The sequence below is a fragment of the Weissella hellenica genome (assembly GCF_005405545.1).
In the GTDB taxonomy this organism is placed as follows: Bacteria; Bacillota; Bacilli; order Lactobacillales; family Lactobacillaceae; genus Weissella; species Weissella hellenica.
Genome location: NZ_BJEG01000016.1, coordinates 22,228 through 38,950 on the forward strand (window position 1 = coordinate 22,228; position 16,723 = coordinate 38,950).

At 33.8% G+C, this 16,723-nt stretch carries 15 protein-coding genes; all 15 read right to left on the minus strand.

Going from position 1 to position 16,723, the window contains the following annotated elements; genetic code table 11:
* Positions 1-11: 11 nt before the first annotated feature.
* Complete coding sequence (locus FFM61_RS08010) at positions 12-785, minus strand: DUF4422 domain-containing protein (RefSeq protein ID WP_074427972.1); 774 nt, start codon at positions 783-785, stop codon at positions 12-14.
* 14 nt (positions 786-799) lie between these two features.
* Complete coding sequence (locus tag FFM61_RS08015; protein WP_074427971.1) at positions 800-2,176, minus strand: O-antigen ligase family protein; 1,377 nt, start codon at positions 2,174-2,176, stop codon at positions 800-802.
* Positions 2,177-2,189: 13 nt separating this feature from the next.
* Positions 2,190-2,825, minus strand: coding sequence for a YveK family protein (locus FFM61_RS08020; RefSeq protein ID WP_074427970.1), 636 nt, complete (start codon positions 2,823-2,825; stop codon positions 2,190-2,192).
* A 114-nt stretch (positions 2,826-2,939) separates the two neighbouring features.
* The gene (locus tag FFM61_RS08025) at positions 2,940-3,563 is read right to left on the minus strand and encodes a sugar transferase (RefSeq protein WP_074427969.1); all 624 of its coding nucleotides are present in this window, start codon (positions 3,561-3,563) and stop codon (positions 2,940-2,942) included.
* Between the two features lie 30 nt (positions 3,564-3,593).
* Complete coding sequence (map, locus tag FFM61_RS08030; RefSeq protein WP_074427968.1) at positions 3,594-4,376, minus strand: type I methionyl aminopeptidase; 783 nt, start codon at positions 4,374-4,376, stop codon at positions 3,594-3,596.
* A 179-nt stretch (positions 4,377-4,555) separates the two neighbouring features.
* Positions 4,556-5,899, minus strand: coding sequence for a GH25 family lysozyme (locus tag FFM61_RS08035; protein WP_074427967.1), 1,344 nt, complete (start codon positions 5,897-5,899; stop codon positions 4,556-4,558).
* A gap of 317 nt (positions 5,900-6,216) precedes the next feature.
* A complete protein-coding gene (locus tag FFM61_RS08040; protein ID WP_074427966.1) occupies positions 6,217-7,362 on the minus strand; it encodes a CDP-glycerol glycerophosphotransferase family protein in 1,146 nt (381 codons plus the stop codon).
* Between the two features lie 85 nt (positions 7,363-7,447).
* The gene (locus FFM61_RS08045; RefSeq protein ID WP_074427965.1) at positions 7,448-8,932 is read right to left on the minus strand and encodes a hypothetical protein; all 1,485 of its coding nucleotides are present in this window, start codon (positions 8,930-8,932) and stop codon (positions 7,448-7,450) included.
* Between the two features lie 50 nt (positions 8,933-8,982).
* On the minus strand, positions 8,983-9,306 hold the full coding sequence (locus FFM61_RS08050; protein WP_074427964.1) for a hypothetical protein: 324 nt from the start codon (positions 9,304-9,306) through the stop codon (positions 8,983-8,985).
* Positions 9,307-9,486: 180 nt separating this feature from the next.
* The gene (locus FFM61_RS08055; protein WP_074427963.1) at positions 9,487-10,320 is read right to left on the minus strand and encodes an SDR family NAD(P)-dependent oxidoreductase; all 834 of its coding nucleotides are present in this window, start codon (positions 10,318-10,320) and stop codon (positions 9,487-9,489) included.
* Between the two features lie 23 nt (positions 10,321-10,343).
* Positions 10,344-11,078: an alpha/beta hydrolase gene (locus FFM61_RS08060; RefSeq protein WP_074427962.1), complete on the minus strand. Its 735-nt coding sequence runs from the start codon at positions 11,076-11,078 to the stop codon at positions 10,344-10,346.
* A 108-nt stretch (positions 11,079-11,186) separates the two neighbouring features.
* A complete protein-coding gene (locus FFM61_RS08065; RefSeq protein ID WP_074427961.1) occupies positions 11,187-11,516 on the minus strand; it encodes a hypothetical protein in 330 nt (109 codons plus the stop codon).
* A gap of 295 nt (positions 11,517-11,811) precedes the next feature.
* Positions 11,812-13,095 (minus strand): IS1380 family transposase, encoded by a 1,284-nt coding sequence (locus FFM61_RS08070; RefSeq protein WP_074427960.1) that lies wholly within the window; start codon positions 13,093-13,095, stop codon positions 11,812-11,814.
* A gap of 428 nt (positions 13,096-13,523) precedes the next feature.
* Complete coding sequence (locus tag FFM61_RS08075) at positions 13,524-15,155, minus strand: capsular polysaccharide synthesis protein (RefSeq protein WP_074427959.1); 1,632 nt, start codon at positions 15,153-15,155, stop codon at positions 13,524-13,526.
* A 6-nt stretch (positions 15,156-15,161) separates the two neighbouring features.
* A complete protein-coding gene (locus FFM61_RS08080) occupies positions 15,162-16,535 on the minus strand; it encodes a DUF6270 domain-containing protein (protein WP_083194535.1) in 1,374 nt (457 codons plus the stop codon).
* Between the last annotated feature and the right edge of the window lie 188 nt (positions 16,536-16,723).

Genomic DNA, 16,723 nt, shown 5'->3' on the forward strand with positions numbered 1-16,723 from the left:
ATTGCACAACCTTAAAAATGAACCTTTTTACGACCATTTTTGAAAAATTTTCGCTTCAAAAATTGCGTTCCTTTATCAACCCAATTAGTTTTTTCAGTTGTGATAATCGGATATTCAGCAAATGTTTTTTGTTCCGTGTACAACCATGTATCCATTAAACGTTCAGATAAAAAGCCAAAAACGCGCTGTTCTTGACCTTCGTACTCACGATATGGAATACGCTGTTCAACTTCAGCTAATACGTCAAACATAAATGAGGTATATGACTGAAAATTTTCCTGATTCATAATACTCATATTAAACAAGTGAGCTTGTTTGGATTGCCCCATTGCAATAAATGCTTCGTAATAAGTTGGAAATTTTTCCTTTATCACATCCGCCATGACAAAGTATGGCTCATTCTTATGTGCATTTAAATAATGATTTTTTTGGCTCTCAATATAATAATTACGTTGCTTCGGTAATAAAACATCCACTTTATTCAGTGCTTCCCGAATTTGTGCTGCTGATAAAATATTATTCAAGTCATGACCACTCTTACTACCAAGATAGCGACGGTAATGCACTAAGCCAATAATATCTTCGTCTTGTAAGTTATATTTCGCCCAATATAAAGCTGTTAATTCATTATAAAATGGATTCATTTTTGATATATTTTGTCCAGTGTTATCTTTTAAATAACCTACTGGAATTTGATTTCTTAAATCTGCACCCACCATAATGGGATAATAACCCGCCTCATCAGGGATTTGGTATGATTTATGTGTTGCTATCAAAATTTTCATACAATTATATTTCCTTACTTGCTACTAACTTCATCTTCTGCTAAGTGAATAACTCGCCAGTAGAAAAATAGCATTAATAAAATTGGCCATGATGTCACGTTGGCAGGTGTCACTGCTGCTACTATTAAGATAGCTGCTATTGTGACAAAGAATGCCTTAATAACAATGCGATAAAACACAATATGTTCAGGATTATTTAATTGACCTAATGACTTTAAAACAATCATTGCACGCTTGATTAAGCCAAATAACAACCAAGCGCCAGTAGCCATAAACAATAGCCCATATCGTGCTAACCAACCAAACACATCATTTAAAATTGGATATGATTGTTTTTTATACACTGCCATGTATTCATAATTATTCTTAGACCACTGTGGTAAGTTGTCTACAATGTATGGTCCTTCATAACCATAACCTACTCCCAATAATGGATGATGTAACCAAGCACCGATTAGACCAATCGTACCACCTAAACGATTATCAGTTCCACCTTTTTCAAATAGCCAACGATTAAGCAATTCATTAACTGATGGTATTGCAACATATGCAAGTGCCCCACCTACTAAGGCTATAATACCCAAGACAAACAACCATAATTTTTGATTTTTAGGTGCCATTAACCAATATAGCAACGCTAAAATAAAAATAATTAAAAAGCCGGTGGTTGTTTTAGCATAAAGTAATACCAAAGCCATAAAAATAACAATTAACCAAGATAATATATACAATTTACGATGATTTTTAAACGACTTTATGGGTTCTTGAACAATCATCAACAATAATGGTGCAAATGCTAACCCTAGTAATAATGCCAAAAAAGAAGCTTCGGGTTCTAAACCATTTAACCGGAATAATGTCGTCACATAACTACCATTATTATAAAAGTCACGATCTAACCAATGTCGTTCAAACAGACTTGCTACAGCATTCGTTATTCGACTAAAGTGTCCAATTCCTAGTAAAAATAGAATTTGTGGTATTAGAACAATAACTGAATAACCAACAATCGTCCAAATAATACTTTTAACAAAATTTTTAGCATCATTAAATGATTGAATCGCCATTTTTTGGACAGTATAAGCTACCCAAATGACCAAAATCATTTGAATAAAGGATACTAAACTATGTAATAACCCATATGTTTGCTGACTATTACCTATTTTCACTGATTGATAGGCCATCAAACATAACTGTACAACCACAAACACACCCCAAAGACGTAAAGTAGTTGTTTTGGGTAGTACCGTGCTTAATAACTGTGGCTGTACATATAATTTACCTAATATATATAATCCAAAAACTGCAATTGCAATTTGAGCAAACGAATCAAAGAAGAAAAATGTATACGTCTTTGGAAGCATCGCAAATGGCATTAACCAAGACATCATATAAAACTCCTTTTTAATTCTTTACTGCTTTCATATTTTTGTAGATTCCGGTAAAAAATGCCAAAACAATTCCCACAGCCAAACCAACAACTAATCCAAACAAAGCTGCTTTCTTTGGTGAACCGCCAGAAACAGTCGTTGCCGTTTGCGCATTTTTAGCTGCTGACATTAATTCTGGTTGTGGCATATCCGTAATTAATTTTGGTGCGTTCTTAGCAAACGAATCTGTATAAGCATTCACCATCTTCACTGCTTTAGTGCCCTTAGCAACACCAGAAATTTTCGCTTTAATCAACAAAGTGGTTTCTGGTGATGATAAGGTCACTGCTTGACGCAATTGTGCTCCTGTCACCTTAACATGTTGCTTTTTTAATTGTGCAACAGCAGGATCAATGATTGTACGATCTTTTCCGATTTCACGATAAGTTTTTAACATCCAAGCGTTTCCATTAACTTGTGAATTAGGATCCTTAGCATCGCTATCAACCTTACCAACGTACATTGTTCGAGTAGCACTAACATTAACTGATGAAGGTTGCTTATTAATAAAAAACATCCCCATTGCACCAATAATGCCTAAGATAATAATCCACCAAGCATTACGAAACAAATGCTTAAATAAATCGGTAACAGTAAATTGATTATTCATTTCTATTATTCCTTTTTAAACTAAAAATTTCTGATTAAACTTTAATCAGTTAAAAATTAAAACTTATTATTTCTAATTATACAGGAGAAATAATAAGTTTTATAGTTGAATACGCTACATTGCTCCTTCACCCTTAAAAACAGCAATGATCGTCATAAACAAAATTTTAAAATCAAACCATAAGTCAGCTTGATCAACATAGCCGATTTCTAATTCGGCACGCTCTGGATATTGTATTTCACTACGCCCACTAGCCTGCCAAAAGCCCATTGCTCCTGGTTTAACCGATAGGAATTTATCAACATCATCCCCATATTCAACCAATTCTTTTTCTACCACGGGACGAGGTCCAACAATACTCATCTCACCATTTAAAATATTAATAAATTGTGGTAGCTCATCAATGGATGTTTTACGTAAAAAAGCACCAAACTTCGTGATGCGTGGATCTTCTTCTGTTGGTAATTTGTAGCCATTCGCAACAAACTTTGCGTATAAGTCTTTATTTGCATATAATTTTTCTTCAGCACCTACGACCATCGAACGAAACTTGTAAATACCAAACTCTTGATGTCCCATACCGATACGTTTCTGTTGGTAAAAAATAGGTCCTTTATTATCACCAAATAAATAAAATAATGATATTACTAAGAAAACTGGGGATAAAATGATCAACGCAAATAATGCTACCGAAATATCTAGAAACCGCTTTGAAAAAATATAACTTTTTGCTGACAAATCAAAATCTCCTTTGCAATCAATCAAACATTACAAATACTTTGCATCAAATTCTAAATCCTGTGATGTCAAAATTTTAGGTCCTTCATTTGTAATGGCAACCACATGTTCATATTGTGCTGACCAAGAACCATCCTCAGTTGTAACTGTCCAACCATCTTCTGTTGATGTATTTACTTTCCAGCCACCCAAATTAACCATTGGTTCGATCGTAATTGTCATACCTGGCTTCAAACGTAAACCATGACCAGATTTACCATAGTGTGGGATGGCTGGTTCTTCATGCATGGTTGGCTGAATACCATGACCAACATATTCACGGACATTGCCATAGCCATTTTCTTGCGTAACATATTGATCAATTGCCGCACCAATATCGCCGACACGATTACCTACTTGTGCCTGATCAATACCAATATAAAGTGCTTTTTTCGTAACAGCCATTAATTTTTTCACTTGATCAGATACTTGACCAACTGCATACGTCCAGGCTGAATCGGAATAGTAGCCATCAAGATCGACAACCGTATCAACTTTAACAATGTCCCCTTCTTTTAGATACAAATGTTTACGTGGAAAGGCATGTGCCACTTCCTCATTGACCGATACAGTTGTGGCATATTCAAATCCTTCAAACCCAATTTGGGCAGCACGACCACCATGACTTTCAATATAGTGACGACTAAATTTTTCAATTTCCCATGTTGAAATACCTGGTTTGATCAAATCCCGAAGTCCTTTATGCATTCCTGCAATAATAGCGCCCGATTTTTTCATCCCTTCGATTTCTCGTTGTGATTTTATTGTAATCATTTATCTATAACCTGCTTTTCCTAATTCAGTTTAATTACTTGTATTATACGCTTACTTATACAATTGTTGCTAATTTTTACATTATCTTATAAAAAAAGATTGAGACAAAAAAGATGCCCCAATCTTTTGTATGATACCAAATTAAAATTCAACTTAAATATACCATTAAATTAGTATTCTTAACGCAAATAAAATGTATGATCATTACCAAAATAATACCAGTGTCCATTTATTTTTCGATGACCTTGAACAGTACGGCCGTCTGGTCCAACATAATAACGGTAACCCCAAACACTTTTCCATTTATTTTCTTGACGAACACCTTTTTCAAACCAATAGTAAGCACCCATGTAAAACCTAAATCCTGTAAATAAATGATCATTTTCAAACCAACGCCATCCTTGCGATGTATTCAAATAGCCTTGACGTTTGGTGTTAACTTTAGTTAACGCACCTTGTTTATTCGCTATAAACTGTTGATTATTTATGGTTACTTTTTGATTTGTTCGTAGATAAAATGTCCCATTATTACCAAAGTAATATTGCTTTTTATTAATGGTTTGTAATCCTTGCACAGCGCGTCCATCAAAGCCAACATAATAACGATTACCCCAGGCGCTTTCCCATTGATTAACTTGACGAACCCCATTTTTAAACCAATAATAAGCACCCCTATAAAACCTAAATCCTGTGAAAAGACGTCCTTTTTCATACCAACGCCATGCCGTCCCATCATCAATGTATCCTTGGTAATGTAACGATTCCTTCTTTTCAACCGGTTTTGGTTGCATCGCTTGATGAGATGTCGTTGTATGTTCTTCTAAAAATTTTGAACCATAATCAACGGAAACATCAAACACACCCGTTACACCGGGGAAATTTGTATTAGAATTCCATTGCCATGCACCATATTGTTGATGCCATAAATTATCACTAGTTGGATTGTATGGATATGAAGCCATACATATATTACGATTACCAAATAAATTAACATCTAGTTGTGTTTGCGTAATGTAGTATGGCGCTGTATACAACATTTGGCGCTGATAACCGAGCGCTGTTAAACGATCACGAAATGCCAACGCATTATTTGTAACATTCCCTGTCTGCGTCTGCGAATCTTCCAAATCATTTGCCAAGACTGTTGTCGTTGGCAGCCCTAATTTTTGAACTTGATTCGCAAAATAATCTGCTTCTTGGGTTGCTTCCTGTGGTGAGCGATATTTTGCATAATGATAAGCTGAAACAATTAATCCTGCAGCGCGTGCATTTGAAATCTGGGCTGCTGCCACTGGACTAACATAATAATTCCCTTCGGTTAGCTTAACAATCACTCCCCGCACACCATGGGCTTTCATTTTTTGAAAATCTGTTACCGATAATGCTTTATTCCAAGACGATACATCGACCAGATCCATTCGTGGTTTATTTGCTTCACCAGCTGTAATGCTTGGGACACTATTTGCTGTCACATAATTTGTAGATAGCGCATACATACTAACTATACTAGTTGCGGCAATCATCACGATTTTTTTAAGCTATTCATATTTTTCACCTTAATCATTGAACATGATTAATTCGCTGCTTTCGTTAGGATAATAAAATCAGCACTGTGCACAAGCGCTTTTTTTAGAATACTATATCGAGCAAGCTGTATATGAATAACTATTTTTGTTTCATTAAATTTTTAGTCAATGTCCCTATTGCATTTGTGATTTAACATATTCTGGGAAATCAATTTGCTTTGCTTGTACTCATTTGGCTTGATTTTCATTACTAAAAACATCTAGAATATACAAAAAAAAGCACTGAATTTCCAAGAAACTCAGTGCTCATAAATTTACAAATACTGCATCAAAATTTTTTTCAATGCATTGGCTGCTTCATCCCCTTCATGAGGATTATATTCTTCTTTAATTTTTTTCAAAACCTGATAATCATAATTATCCGCCTGCATCAGCGCTATTAATTCAACTTCAGAATAAGCCACCGGTAGATGCAAATCCTTCTTTGCATCTAAATATATACCGCGTCGTACAATATACTCACTAACATCCGGTTGGAATAAATAAACCTTTTTGCCGTATTCCACAAAATCGAAAAAGACACTCGAAAAATCCGTAATCAACGTATCTGCTATCATGAACATCTTATACAATGAATAATTTTTTGCAGTGATAATCTGCCCTTTGCCCGCACCATCCGTAAAATAATGACCACGATAAATAACAGTATATGTTTCAGACAATTCGTTCAACGTTGCCTCAGTTAGATTGGTCTGCTCCTTAGCATCATATCCTCTGAAAGTAGGCAGATATAATAACACCGGTTTATCTGACTTGATACCTAACTGATACTTAATCCTGGCTGGTGTAATATTTTGTTCATACCGTTGAACAATATTTTTGCGTAATTGTCCCTGTGTCACAAACTGCTTTGTCCTAGGAAAAACTGCCTTGAACTTTTCTAAGTCGTAATCACTATACGTAAACATAAAGTCAAACTGTACATGATCATACCAATACTGAACCAACCTAGACAAACCAACCTCTGAATGACCTAATGATTTAAGCGGCACACCATGCCAAAACTGAATATAGACATGCTGTTCATGCTTAAATGGTATTAAGCGATCAATACTCGAATTAGCAATCCAATATTTTGATTTCAATAAATGAAAAAAAAAGGTTGGCGAATTCGATGATATTTTTCGCCCTAATTCCGGCTGCTTATATAACTTTGGCTTATTAAATGCCCATACCAACTCATAATCCGCAAAATCCGGATCAGTACGTAACATGTTGTATGCTTCTTTTGGTGTGTCTGAATATTGTCGTCCGCTATATGAAATGAATAATATCTGTTTTTCATTTGGTTTGATAAATAATTGTAACAATTTAACCAATATCAAAGTGCCCGTCAGATAGCTCATTCCAAAAAAGGATGAATTTTTAATACGATTCTTTATTTTTTGTGCTCGACCCATTCTATTACCATGTACCCTTAATTTAGTTACTTTAAGTGTAACAAACATATATTGCCATCAGGTCACAAATTTCACATTTTCTGACTTATTTTGTTTCTTGCATTACTTCAGAACCTCGATTAACGATCAAGTATGAATTTCCTTGACTATCCCAACCTTGTGATTCAAACTCACGTGTATTATAACCTTCAGTATAAACGCCACTATTGATATCCGCTTGTTTTAACGTGCCCTCAGCCCACTTATCAGCTGGCAACGCATAATAAACACCATCAGATAAATAGAAAAGTTGCTTCGTTTGATTTTTTGCGGCTAAAAATTGGCCAAAATATCCTGGCTTTTGACGAACTACTGTATTTGCGATTGCCATTTGTAAACGACCATTATGTATATAACCATGGTATAACATCAAATCACCAGCTTGCACATTTTTAGCAGCTAATTGTTTTTTCGTTTTATCTGAAATCATACCGATCATCGCAACATTTCCTTGGTCATCAATACTTAAATTATGCTCACCGTGGAATGACTGCTTATTTTTTGTGTCTTTAAATATAAACTTATGTCGTTCTTTCGGATATAACTTATTTAAATCCACTTGTGTTAATTGTTGTTGCCGCGATTTTTTAGTTAATGATACTAACCATAACTGGTTATACTTTTTATTAAAAGAAACTGCTTGACCATGACCCATATAAAATTCTGGACCGACCAAGATTGTTTGCAATAACTGTTCATCCGTCGTTGTCGCAAAATTGTGCTGATTTACTTTCTGTTCTAACTGGCGTAAATTATCCTGCCCATTTTGCCAAATCCCCAATTGCTTCAATCTATCAATATCATAGCGAACGATTCGACCGTAGCTTTTATGTTCTTGAGATTCATACATAACATATAAGTACTGATTGTGCATCACACTACCTTGTGGTAATTGCCAATTTACGAGATCGGTTGATTGCGTTGGTAATAGTAATGCCGTTTGATAACCTTTAATCGTATTATTTACCGAACGATCAGTCTCTTTAAAAGTAGTAACTGCACGACGGCTCGCAATATAATGTGGTTTCTTTAAATATGACAAACCTGTCTTAGGTGCCTGCACAACTTGATATTTTTTAGGTGCTATCCGACTATTTTTGAATACATTTCCCCAGTTGCTAGTTTTAATCTTATTTGTTGGTTTATTCAAAACATGCCACTTGGTTGGTGCTATCTCCACCGCATCGATAGCCGGTGTACCGCTTTGATCTTCCAATTGGATAGTTATCTGGTCTTGTGTTTTTAACTTCCTACTTAATTGTGCTTCAAACGGTTGATTTAAGACGATAATCTTTTTTAATAAGGTTTCTTGTTTATTTTTAACAACTAGCGTATAAGCATCAGCTGCAACCGACTGTGAATTGTTAATAGTTCCTTTAATTTCATCACTCCCGGTTTTTAGCTGTATATCTTGCTTTAAATTAACACTTATTAAGTTTTGATTTGTCTCACCATAGACTGTTTGCAGTGTTAAGCCACTACTCATTATGATAGCTATCACAATAAGATAAATTTTTTTGTATATTATCATATGTAGCTATCCTCCATTTGTCGTAAAAACTTGAATTATAATGTTTAATACTACATATCTTTACGAATTAATGCACGTTTAATGGCTTTTTTCATGACTTTAAATGGGTGATTGTCAACACTATCTAATGGCATAACCGTCACAATAGCCGGTTCAACATTACATACTAAATAATTCATATCTGAACGTAATTCCTGATCATTAGTTAGTGCAATCGTTTGACTTACTGTAAATACATCATTTTTGGCCAGCTTTTTTGACTGTTGATGGTTAATAAAGTGTCTACTTAAAAAGCCTACTAACCATACGATGATGGCAAAATTTGCTGATTGTGTTGATTGTTTAATAACGATACGTCGATTACTTTTCTTCATTAAAGATGGTCCCTCTTGTCTATCTGCTAAAATTTAAATCATACATTATTAATATACCATACATTTATACGGCACCTGCTCAATAAAAAAAGATGAAACAGTTTCCCGTTTCATCTTTTAGTTTCAATATACCCGTGACTAATTTTAGTCGTCCACTGTTTTAACAGCATACCGTTAACCTTACAAGTCTAGTAAAGTCATTGTTTTGTCCCATAATTGTCGTTGCAATACAACGTCATTAGCTTGTGGATTTACCTTTTTAGACAATCGGCGCTTGCTGTAATATTGACCTGATTGCCATGTAATATCTGGCATTCCTTCAATAAAGTAGCGTAATGTCTTACCACCAGCATCAGCACTTGGTAAGACTAACTTACCTAAAGCTGATTGGTAAACTTGGCGCCAATTCTTTTGTCCACTAGAAAAATTGGTCCTAATAACACCTGGATGAAATGCCACTGTCTTTAATCCTTGACCATGATAACGCCGGTGTAATTCTTTAGTAAACAATAAATCAGCAAGCTTTGAGTCACCATATGCTTTACTAGCATTGTAGTTACCTTGGTTATTCAAATCTTCTAAATCCAAATGACCAAATAACTTATGCGCAACGCTTGACGTATTAATGACAACGGTCTGATCAGTATTAAACTGTGGCAATAATAGAGAAGTTAACAAAAATTGTGCCAAATAATTAATTTGGAAAGTTCGTTCAAAACCATCTGTTGTTAAAGCAAAATCATCAAACAAGCCACCTGCATTGTTTACTAACATATCAATCGGGGCAGTCCCCAAAGTGTTTTTTAACACTGCTGCCAGATGACGAACCTGTTCTAAATCAGCAAAATCTGCAACGAAATAAGGTGCATGCACTTCATCCGCAACAGCTGCAGTTTTCGCGCGATTACGACCGACTAAATAAAGTTTATAATTTTCATTATTGGCCAACTGTCGAGCAGCGGCGGCACCGATACCATCAGAAGCCCCAGTAATAATAATATTTTTCTTGCGCATATTTATTTTATCGTCCTTTCAAATTAAGCTTGTTCAATACATTGTAAAACTTGTTTAATTGCCGGATCCCATACATTCCATTCATGACCACCAGGAACTTCAATGAATTCATGCTTTAAACCCTGATGATCTATTTGTTCATGCAACATTATGTTCATTTGATAATACGGATCATCAACACCACATAATTGCCAAATAGCTGGTGCATTAGTATTTTGCTGTGAAATCAAGTATGCAATATCATTATTTGAATTTTTCACTTCCTCGGGCGAACCAAATAAACTACGAAACCATTTTTCACGTTTTGGTTTGTCTTCCCATTGTTTATTGATGTCCGGAACGGCTGACAAAGCAAATATTTGTTGATACTGTGCCGGATGTGTTAAACCAACTTTTAAAGCACCGAATCCACCCATCGACACACCAGCAATAAAAATATCTGCTGGATTATGTGATAAATTAAACCACTGCTGGCAACGTTGTAATACTTCTTCCCCAATATAATCAAAGTACTGACTGTCACCATCACGATTTGTATAATAACTGCGGTCAGCCCGTGGCATAATAATAGCTATCTGCGTTTTACTTGCATATGAAACTAAGCGTGTCTGATCTATCCATGAATTTTCATCGTCATGTAACCCGTGTAGTAATAATAGTATTTTACCTTTATCCTTTGGATGGTCAGGCAAAATCACATTAACTCGCGTATTCATCTGTAATTTTTCTGAATAAAACTCAAGTCGGTTAATTGCCATAGTATCCCCCTTTGGCATCATTTTAGCATACTCAAGATAAGTACAATCATCATAGCATTCAAAATAAAAAGCCTATTACCATTAGTATGGTAACAGGTTGTGCAAATACTAATCATCTAGATCATTGTCATCCATCACTATTTTAGCCGCAATATACCCTTCAATATCATCAATGTCATGCCGATCATCTATATCTTCAGAATCAGCAGGATTGGGCACATGTTTCTTTTTAAATTTTTCTTCGAATGCTCTGCTTTCTTCTGCAGTTTTTGGTGTACCATCCGGATTAAAATACCAATTATTATGAGGCGAATTTGGATTAAATTTCCGTTTATTTGATGGCTTAAAGATAGGTGGACCATCAGGCGTGATAAACCATTTATAAAAAACATAACCAATAATTATTGCAAAAATTATGCCTAAAATATGATCAACCATGTCTATTCCCCCCTCTTTTGTTTACCTTCATTATAGCAAATAAGCAGACTATGCACGTAACTGCAGAGCCTGCTTATTTCAATAACATTAACTATTTTTAGCTTTAAACCCGGATTATTCATGCACTAAATTTTTAACCACAGCTAAATCAGTAAAATACGATAAATCACCTTGAAACTGCCGGTACCTTGGCACAGTTTCAGGGTGTTTTTTTCGATTGAACGTTTTTTGAGAAAAATGGGCACACTAAAACCAGCCGGATTTTTCTATTTTTTTGAAAATCTACTTCGTTGTTTTATTGCCACAAAGCATTTAGTCGTTCCCAAGATCGCCAGAACAGACTATCGAATTGTTCTTGGATGCGGCTATCTAACGTCAAGATCACCTTGCGGGCGTGCTTAGTGACACGTCCCCCGATTTTTAACAAACGGTCTCGAAAGGTGTTGATTGTCCACGATTGTTGCTGGTCGTTCAACGCAATACTCTTCATCAACCGGATCAAGTTTGATGCAATCACTGAGATCCACATGCGCGCTTTGTTGGCGAAAAATGAACTGCTATCAGTTTTGCCGAAGGCAAATCCACCTTTAAGCTCGCGAATAATATCTTCAATCGCCGCACGCTTGCGGTAAACACGGACGATGTCTTTTTGTGGAAGACTTAGGTTAGTGACGATGAACTGTGTACCGCCATGTTCATCATTTAAAACGATAACACGACGTGCTTTGTCCCACGAGGTGGCTTGATACTCAAATTCATCGGTCGTCAACTGACCTTCAATCATCAAAAGATTGTCGAGATTAACATATCGTCCATCAAGTGCCATACGCTTCAATCGAGGATTTGACTTCAATCGGATGGTATAAAAAATATCGTTGCCTTCTAATGTTTCCATCAAGTCTGGCGTGGCGAAGCCACTGTCACTACGCAAAATAATTGTCTGATGTTGAGCGGATAGACTAGTTGACAGATACCCTTGCACAAATTCAGTTGCACCATTACCGGTATAGGTATTGCCACTTCGCAACGATACCTGACGCACGGTTCCAGTTAAAGCATCGGTCATGATAAGCGGATGGTAACCGACGTTCAAGTAGTGATAATTAAAACCAATTTTTTCTTGATGACCAAAGGTCTCAAAGTAGGTTGAATCCAAATCTAGCACCAGTTCAGTGTTGGCTGATCTTTCATCAATTAAAGAGACAATACGACGATTTAATTCTTGTAGCTCATCAATGTCTTCGTTCGTGAGATGTAATAGAAATCTGGAAACAGTTGGTTGAGATGCCATGTTTTGCGCATAAACAAGTCGATGTTCGATATCTTGGGTCAAGTAATCTGCAACGTCGTCGTTGCGATAACCTTCGATAACTTGAATGAGCATTTGCAATAATAATTCTACCTTAGCATAGCGTGGATTTTTGCGATTATCGTTGAATTCAACGTTATTAAAGAGCCTGGAAACTACAGGTGAATTCAGAAACATACTAAGCAGTACGTTGCCACCATCCGAGGTAATTGGTGCCCCACTGTCTGAAACTGCAACTAAAGGGTTGCTAGGTAATACTTTTTGAGTCATAATTTTAGACGCTCCAATTTTTGAGTATTTGATTTGTTTTTCACTAACAAAATATTATAAAAAAGAGCTCCTGTGGTTTTCACCCAACGGGTGAAAGCGCAAAACCCGCTGAAACGGTATTAACTTGCTGTTTCAGCGGGTTTTTGTTTGTCTTGATGAATAATCCGGGATAAAATTAAAGAAGCAGGAACAGATATCGTCATATCTGTTCCTGCTTCTAATGTTAATATGTTTGACATAGAACCAAAATTATCAGGTTCACAAGCTACATTTCACAAACTCTTTAAATCACCTTACGATTTATACAAATAGTAAAATTATTATTTATTTTAAAAGTACCATATTAAACCTTATTATAATTTAGTGACCCAATTATAAAACTATTTATTTAAAATATTTTGAATTGATAAACACATAAAATAACCAATTTACATTCTACCCACATAAGAAAGGAGACTTTGACTACTATTTCTTGATTCATTATATTTATATGTCATTTTATTAACTAAATTATCCTCCAAAATATCTATGAAATCCTTATTTACAGTGGAAAACATATTTTTTTGAATTATATGAGATTTATAAGCTGAAACGTATCCAGATTTTTCCCAATTTAATTTTGAAGGTTCATCAATACAAATTAAAAAATCCCAAAGAGCATGGAACATATAATAATAACTAAATTCATCATGATCCTTGAGCCACAATAGAATGTCATTATATTGAAGAGATATTAATCTATTATGGTCTTCTACGACACTAATGAACCAATTTGATATTCCTTGACTACTTTGTAATTTTTCTTCATTACCATATCTTGGTGTTACTATAGAATTTTTATTATTTAAGTATAAGTCACACAATTTATTTTCAAAATTTTCCCCAACCATTACAGTAGAGTCAATCCATGCTCCACCATATTTATTTAATAAAGCAATTCGATAAAAATCAGAAAGATGAGCAATGCTTTTATTTCTCAGTTTTTTTGCGTATACTGGAACATCTATATAGAACTCTATATTTTTATCATTCAAAGATACTAATTTAATTTTAGACAAAGAATTACTTAAGTATTTATGTGCAGACTGAACAATGCCTGGGGCATTTTGAAATCCGTCATTCCAATACGTAAATATATATTCAGGAAAATTTACATTTTTTTTAGTAATTTTACGATCATCAATATTTTTAATATTATCAAAATTATTAATTAACCAGACTAATGTTCTAAATCTTTGAAAAGCATTATTAGGATGTATACTAAAAAAATAATTGTAATCAAATTTATATTTATTAAAAATGGATTTTAAAATTTTGGGAACATCTTCATCTGAATTATTTTCAAAATTTTTTAAATATCTTCGTGCATCTTTAATTTCTGAAAAATTAATATTATTAATACCTGCAAAATCAATAATATCAGAAAGTTCATTATGCGTTAATTCTGTAATTGCATATTCTGAAATCAAATTTTCATTAACTGTTATTTCAAAATTTTTAATTGAAATTAAGTTTTTTAATCTTCCACTGGACAAATATTTTTTTAAATTATTTTGAATACCTTTGTCTAATTTCTTCTCAATGTACCCTATATTACCCCATGATACTTTTCCTGAACCTTTTAACATTCCACTACTTAACCTAATCCACAAAGAATCAGCGTCATCTGGAATTTTAAAATCTACAATAAGGTTATAAGATCCTTTAATGTTAGGAGCAGAATTTGAAATTGCATATCCCCATATGGGGCGACTATTTACAACAGGAATAGCTGTCATCGTAAGTGCATCTTTAATAATTTCACCACTTAATACTTCATCAATTGAAACATTACAAATTAAACTATACTCGTGACCAGGTCTCAACCCAAACTTAAATTGATTTTTATCTCTACCTCCAATATAAATACTTGTGTCATTATTAGTTGTTGAATTAGACGTAACAGATACCATAGATTTTTCCATTACTGCTGATACTCTATCTGGAATAAAAACATCAGATTCAGACACATCAGTCTCTTTTGAAGTAAGATTATTTATAGGAATTGCATTTATTTTCATTTTATTTTACCTCTCTATAGTTAATATTATTTTAGTCAGTTTGTTCAACAATTCTTTATAATAATCACTTTCAAAATGATGAGGCATATTACCAATTGGATTGTTGATACCACCATGATAATTAGAATCTCTTATATCTAAAATATTAGCTTTTGGAAAGGTTCTCTCTAAAAGAAATTGCATTTCAACAGCAATTTCATTTAATTCTACAATACTCCCTTTGCTTTGCTTATAGTTTTTTATGTTTTTTTCATTATCTTTATAGTCCTCGCTCATATCAAATGAATGAATAATTATTTTATTTTCTGGAATTATTTCTAATAACATTTCTTTAAATTTTTTCAGAGCCCTTTTAAAATCATCTACATAATTATCATCATTAAATATTGTTGACAATTTTGGCTTGTCATTTAAATTATCCAGCACATAATTGGATTCTGCTTGATAAGAATTATATGAAATAATTGAGCCATCTCCAAAATAGATAACACCCATTTGAACATCAATATATATATCTATTATAAGAAAGTCAGGACTTGCTTGTTTTAATTCTTCAAAAAAAGTTTTTTCAAAATCCGTTTTAATATAATTTTTTACAGTCTGTTTTCTTGTTGCATAATATTGATTTTGAAATTTACGCGCTCTACCTACTAAAGAAATAATTGAACTATGAAACTGAGTGTAAACAACCTCATAAAAATTTTTATAATCTGGATTAAAGTAAGAGTCCGACCTAAACATTGGACGAGTATGACTCGATCCTAATACTGCTACTTTAACAGTATTTGAATTTTTCTTTTTCTTCAATTCTAAGGCCAAAAAATTATGAACACTTATATTAATAAGAGAATAATCATTATCCGCTTCGAAAATTTCAGAATCATCAGTTCTAAACTGATTTTTTACACGTGAATTCTTATATGAGAAAAATAGTCTAAAGCCAATTTTATTTCGTCTACTCAATTCAGAAAACAAAAAATCATCATCAATCACTATATTCTGTTCTTCAACGTAACTATGCAACGGTACCAAAACTCGAATACTACTTGCTGCCGATGTTCGAGTTGATTCTATTAACTCTAAATTAGAAATATCTTTTGGAGAAACATCTTCAGGTAAAGTTATAATGAGCTTTGAATCTTGCCAAATTATTTTCTTAACATATAGTGATTTCTCTGTATAAAAATACACCGCTAAAGTTTTTGCACCAGTCTGATAAATCCTATACTTTGAATGATCATCTTTGTCTGAATACCAATCACCAGATAAACCTTTTACCAATAACTTCTCTTCATGTCCTGAATTTTTTATAAAAAAATCAATAATATCACCCTCAACAATTTTTAGTTTTTTAACTAATTGAGGTATATTTATAAACATTTCTTTATCCTGTATTTCAGAATGAAAAACATATTCTTCAGGAAAATATGCATTTCCATAATTAGAATTAATTCTTCTCTTCGCAAAAATTAACTCATCCTTTTTTAAATACTGCTCCTATGTCAATAAATGGCACATATTTTTCTAAACACTCGTTCTAATTCTGTCGGAATTAAACCAACTGATGT

Excerpts from the sequence above, each read along its gene's own strand:
- FFM61_RS08075 (WP_074427959.1), bottom strand. The coding sequence starts at position 15,155 with ATGAAAATAAATGCAATTCCTATAAATAATCTTACTTCAAAAGAGACT.
- FFM61_RS08020 (WP_074427970.1), bottom strand. The coding sequence starts at position 2,825 with ATGAATAATCAATTTACTGTTACCGATTTATTTAAGCATTTGTTTCGT.
- map (WP_074427968.1), bottom strand. The coding sequence starts at position 4,376 with ATGATTACAATAAAATCACAACGAGAAATCGAAGGGATGAAAAAATCG.
- FFM61_RS08055 (WP_074427963.1), bottom strand. The coding sequence starts at position 10,320 with ATGCGCAAGAAAAATATTATTATTACTGGGGCTTCTGATGGTATCGGT.
- FFM61_RS08035 (WP_074427967.1), bottom strand. The coding sequence starts at position 5,899 with ATGATTGCCGCAACTAGTATAGTTAGTATGTATGCGCTATCTACAAAT.
- FFM61_RS08010 (WP_074427972.1), bottom strand. The coding sequence starts at position 785 with ATGAAAATTTTGATAGCAACACATAAATCATACCAAATCCCTGATGAG.
- FFM61_RS08040 (WP_074427966.1), bottom strand. The coding sequence starts at position 7,362 with ATGGGTCGAGCACAAAAAATAAAGAATCGTATTAAAAATTCATCCTTT.
- FFM61_RS08070 (WP_074427960.1), bottom strand. The coding sequence starts at position 13,095 with ATGACTCAAAAAGTATTACCTAGCAACCCTTTAGTTGCAGTTTCAGAC.
- FFM61_RS08065 (WP_074427961.1), bottom strand. The coding sequence starts at position 11,516 with ATGGTTGATCATATTTTAGGCATAATTTTTGCAATAATTATTGGTTAT.
- FFM61_RS08060 (WP_074427962.1), bottom strand. The coding sequence starts at position 11,078 with ATGGCAATTAACCGACTTGAGTTTTATTCAGAAAAATTACAGATGAAT.
- FFM61_RS08050 (WP_074427964.1), bottom strand. The coding sequence starts at position 9,306 with ATGAAGAAAAGTAATCGACGTATCGTTATTAAACAATCAACACAATCA.
- FFM61_RS08015 (WP_074427971.1), bottom strand. The coding sequence starts at position 2,176 with ATGATGTCTTGGTTAATGCCATTTGCGATGCTTCCAAAGACGTATACA.
- FFM61_RS08045 (WP_074427965.1), bottom strand. The coding sequence starts at position 8,932 with ATGATAATATACAAAAAAATTTATCTTATTGTGATAGCTATCATAATG.
- FFM61_RS08080 (WP_083194535.1), bottom strand. The coding sequence starts at position 16,535 with ATGTTTATAAATATACCTCAATTAGTTAAAAAACTAAAAATTGTTGAG.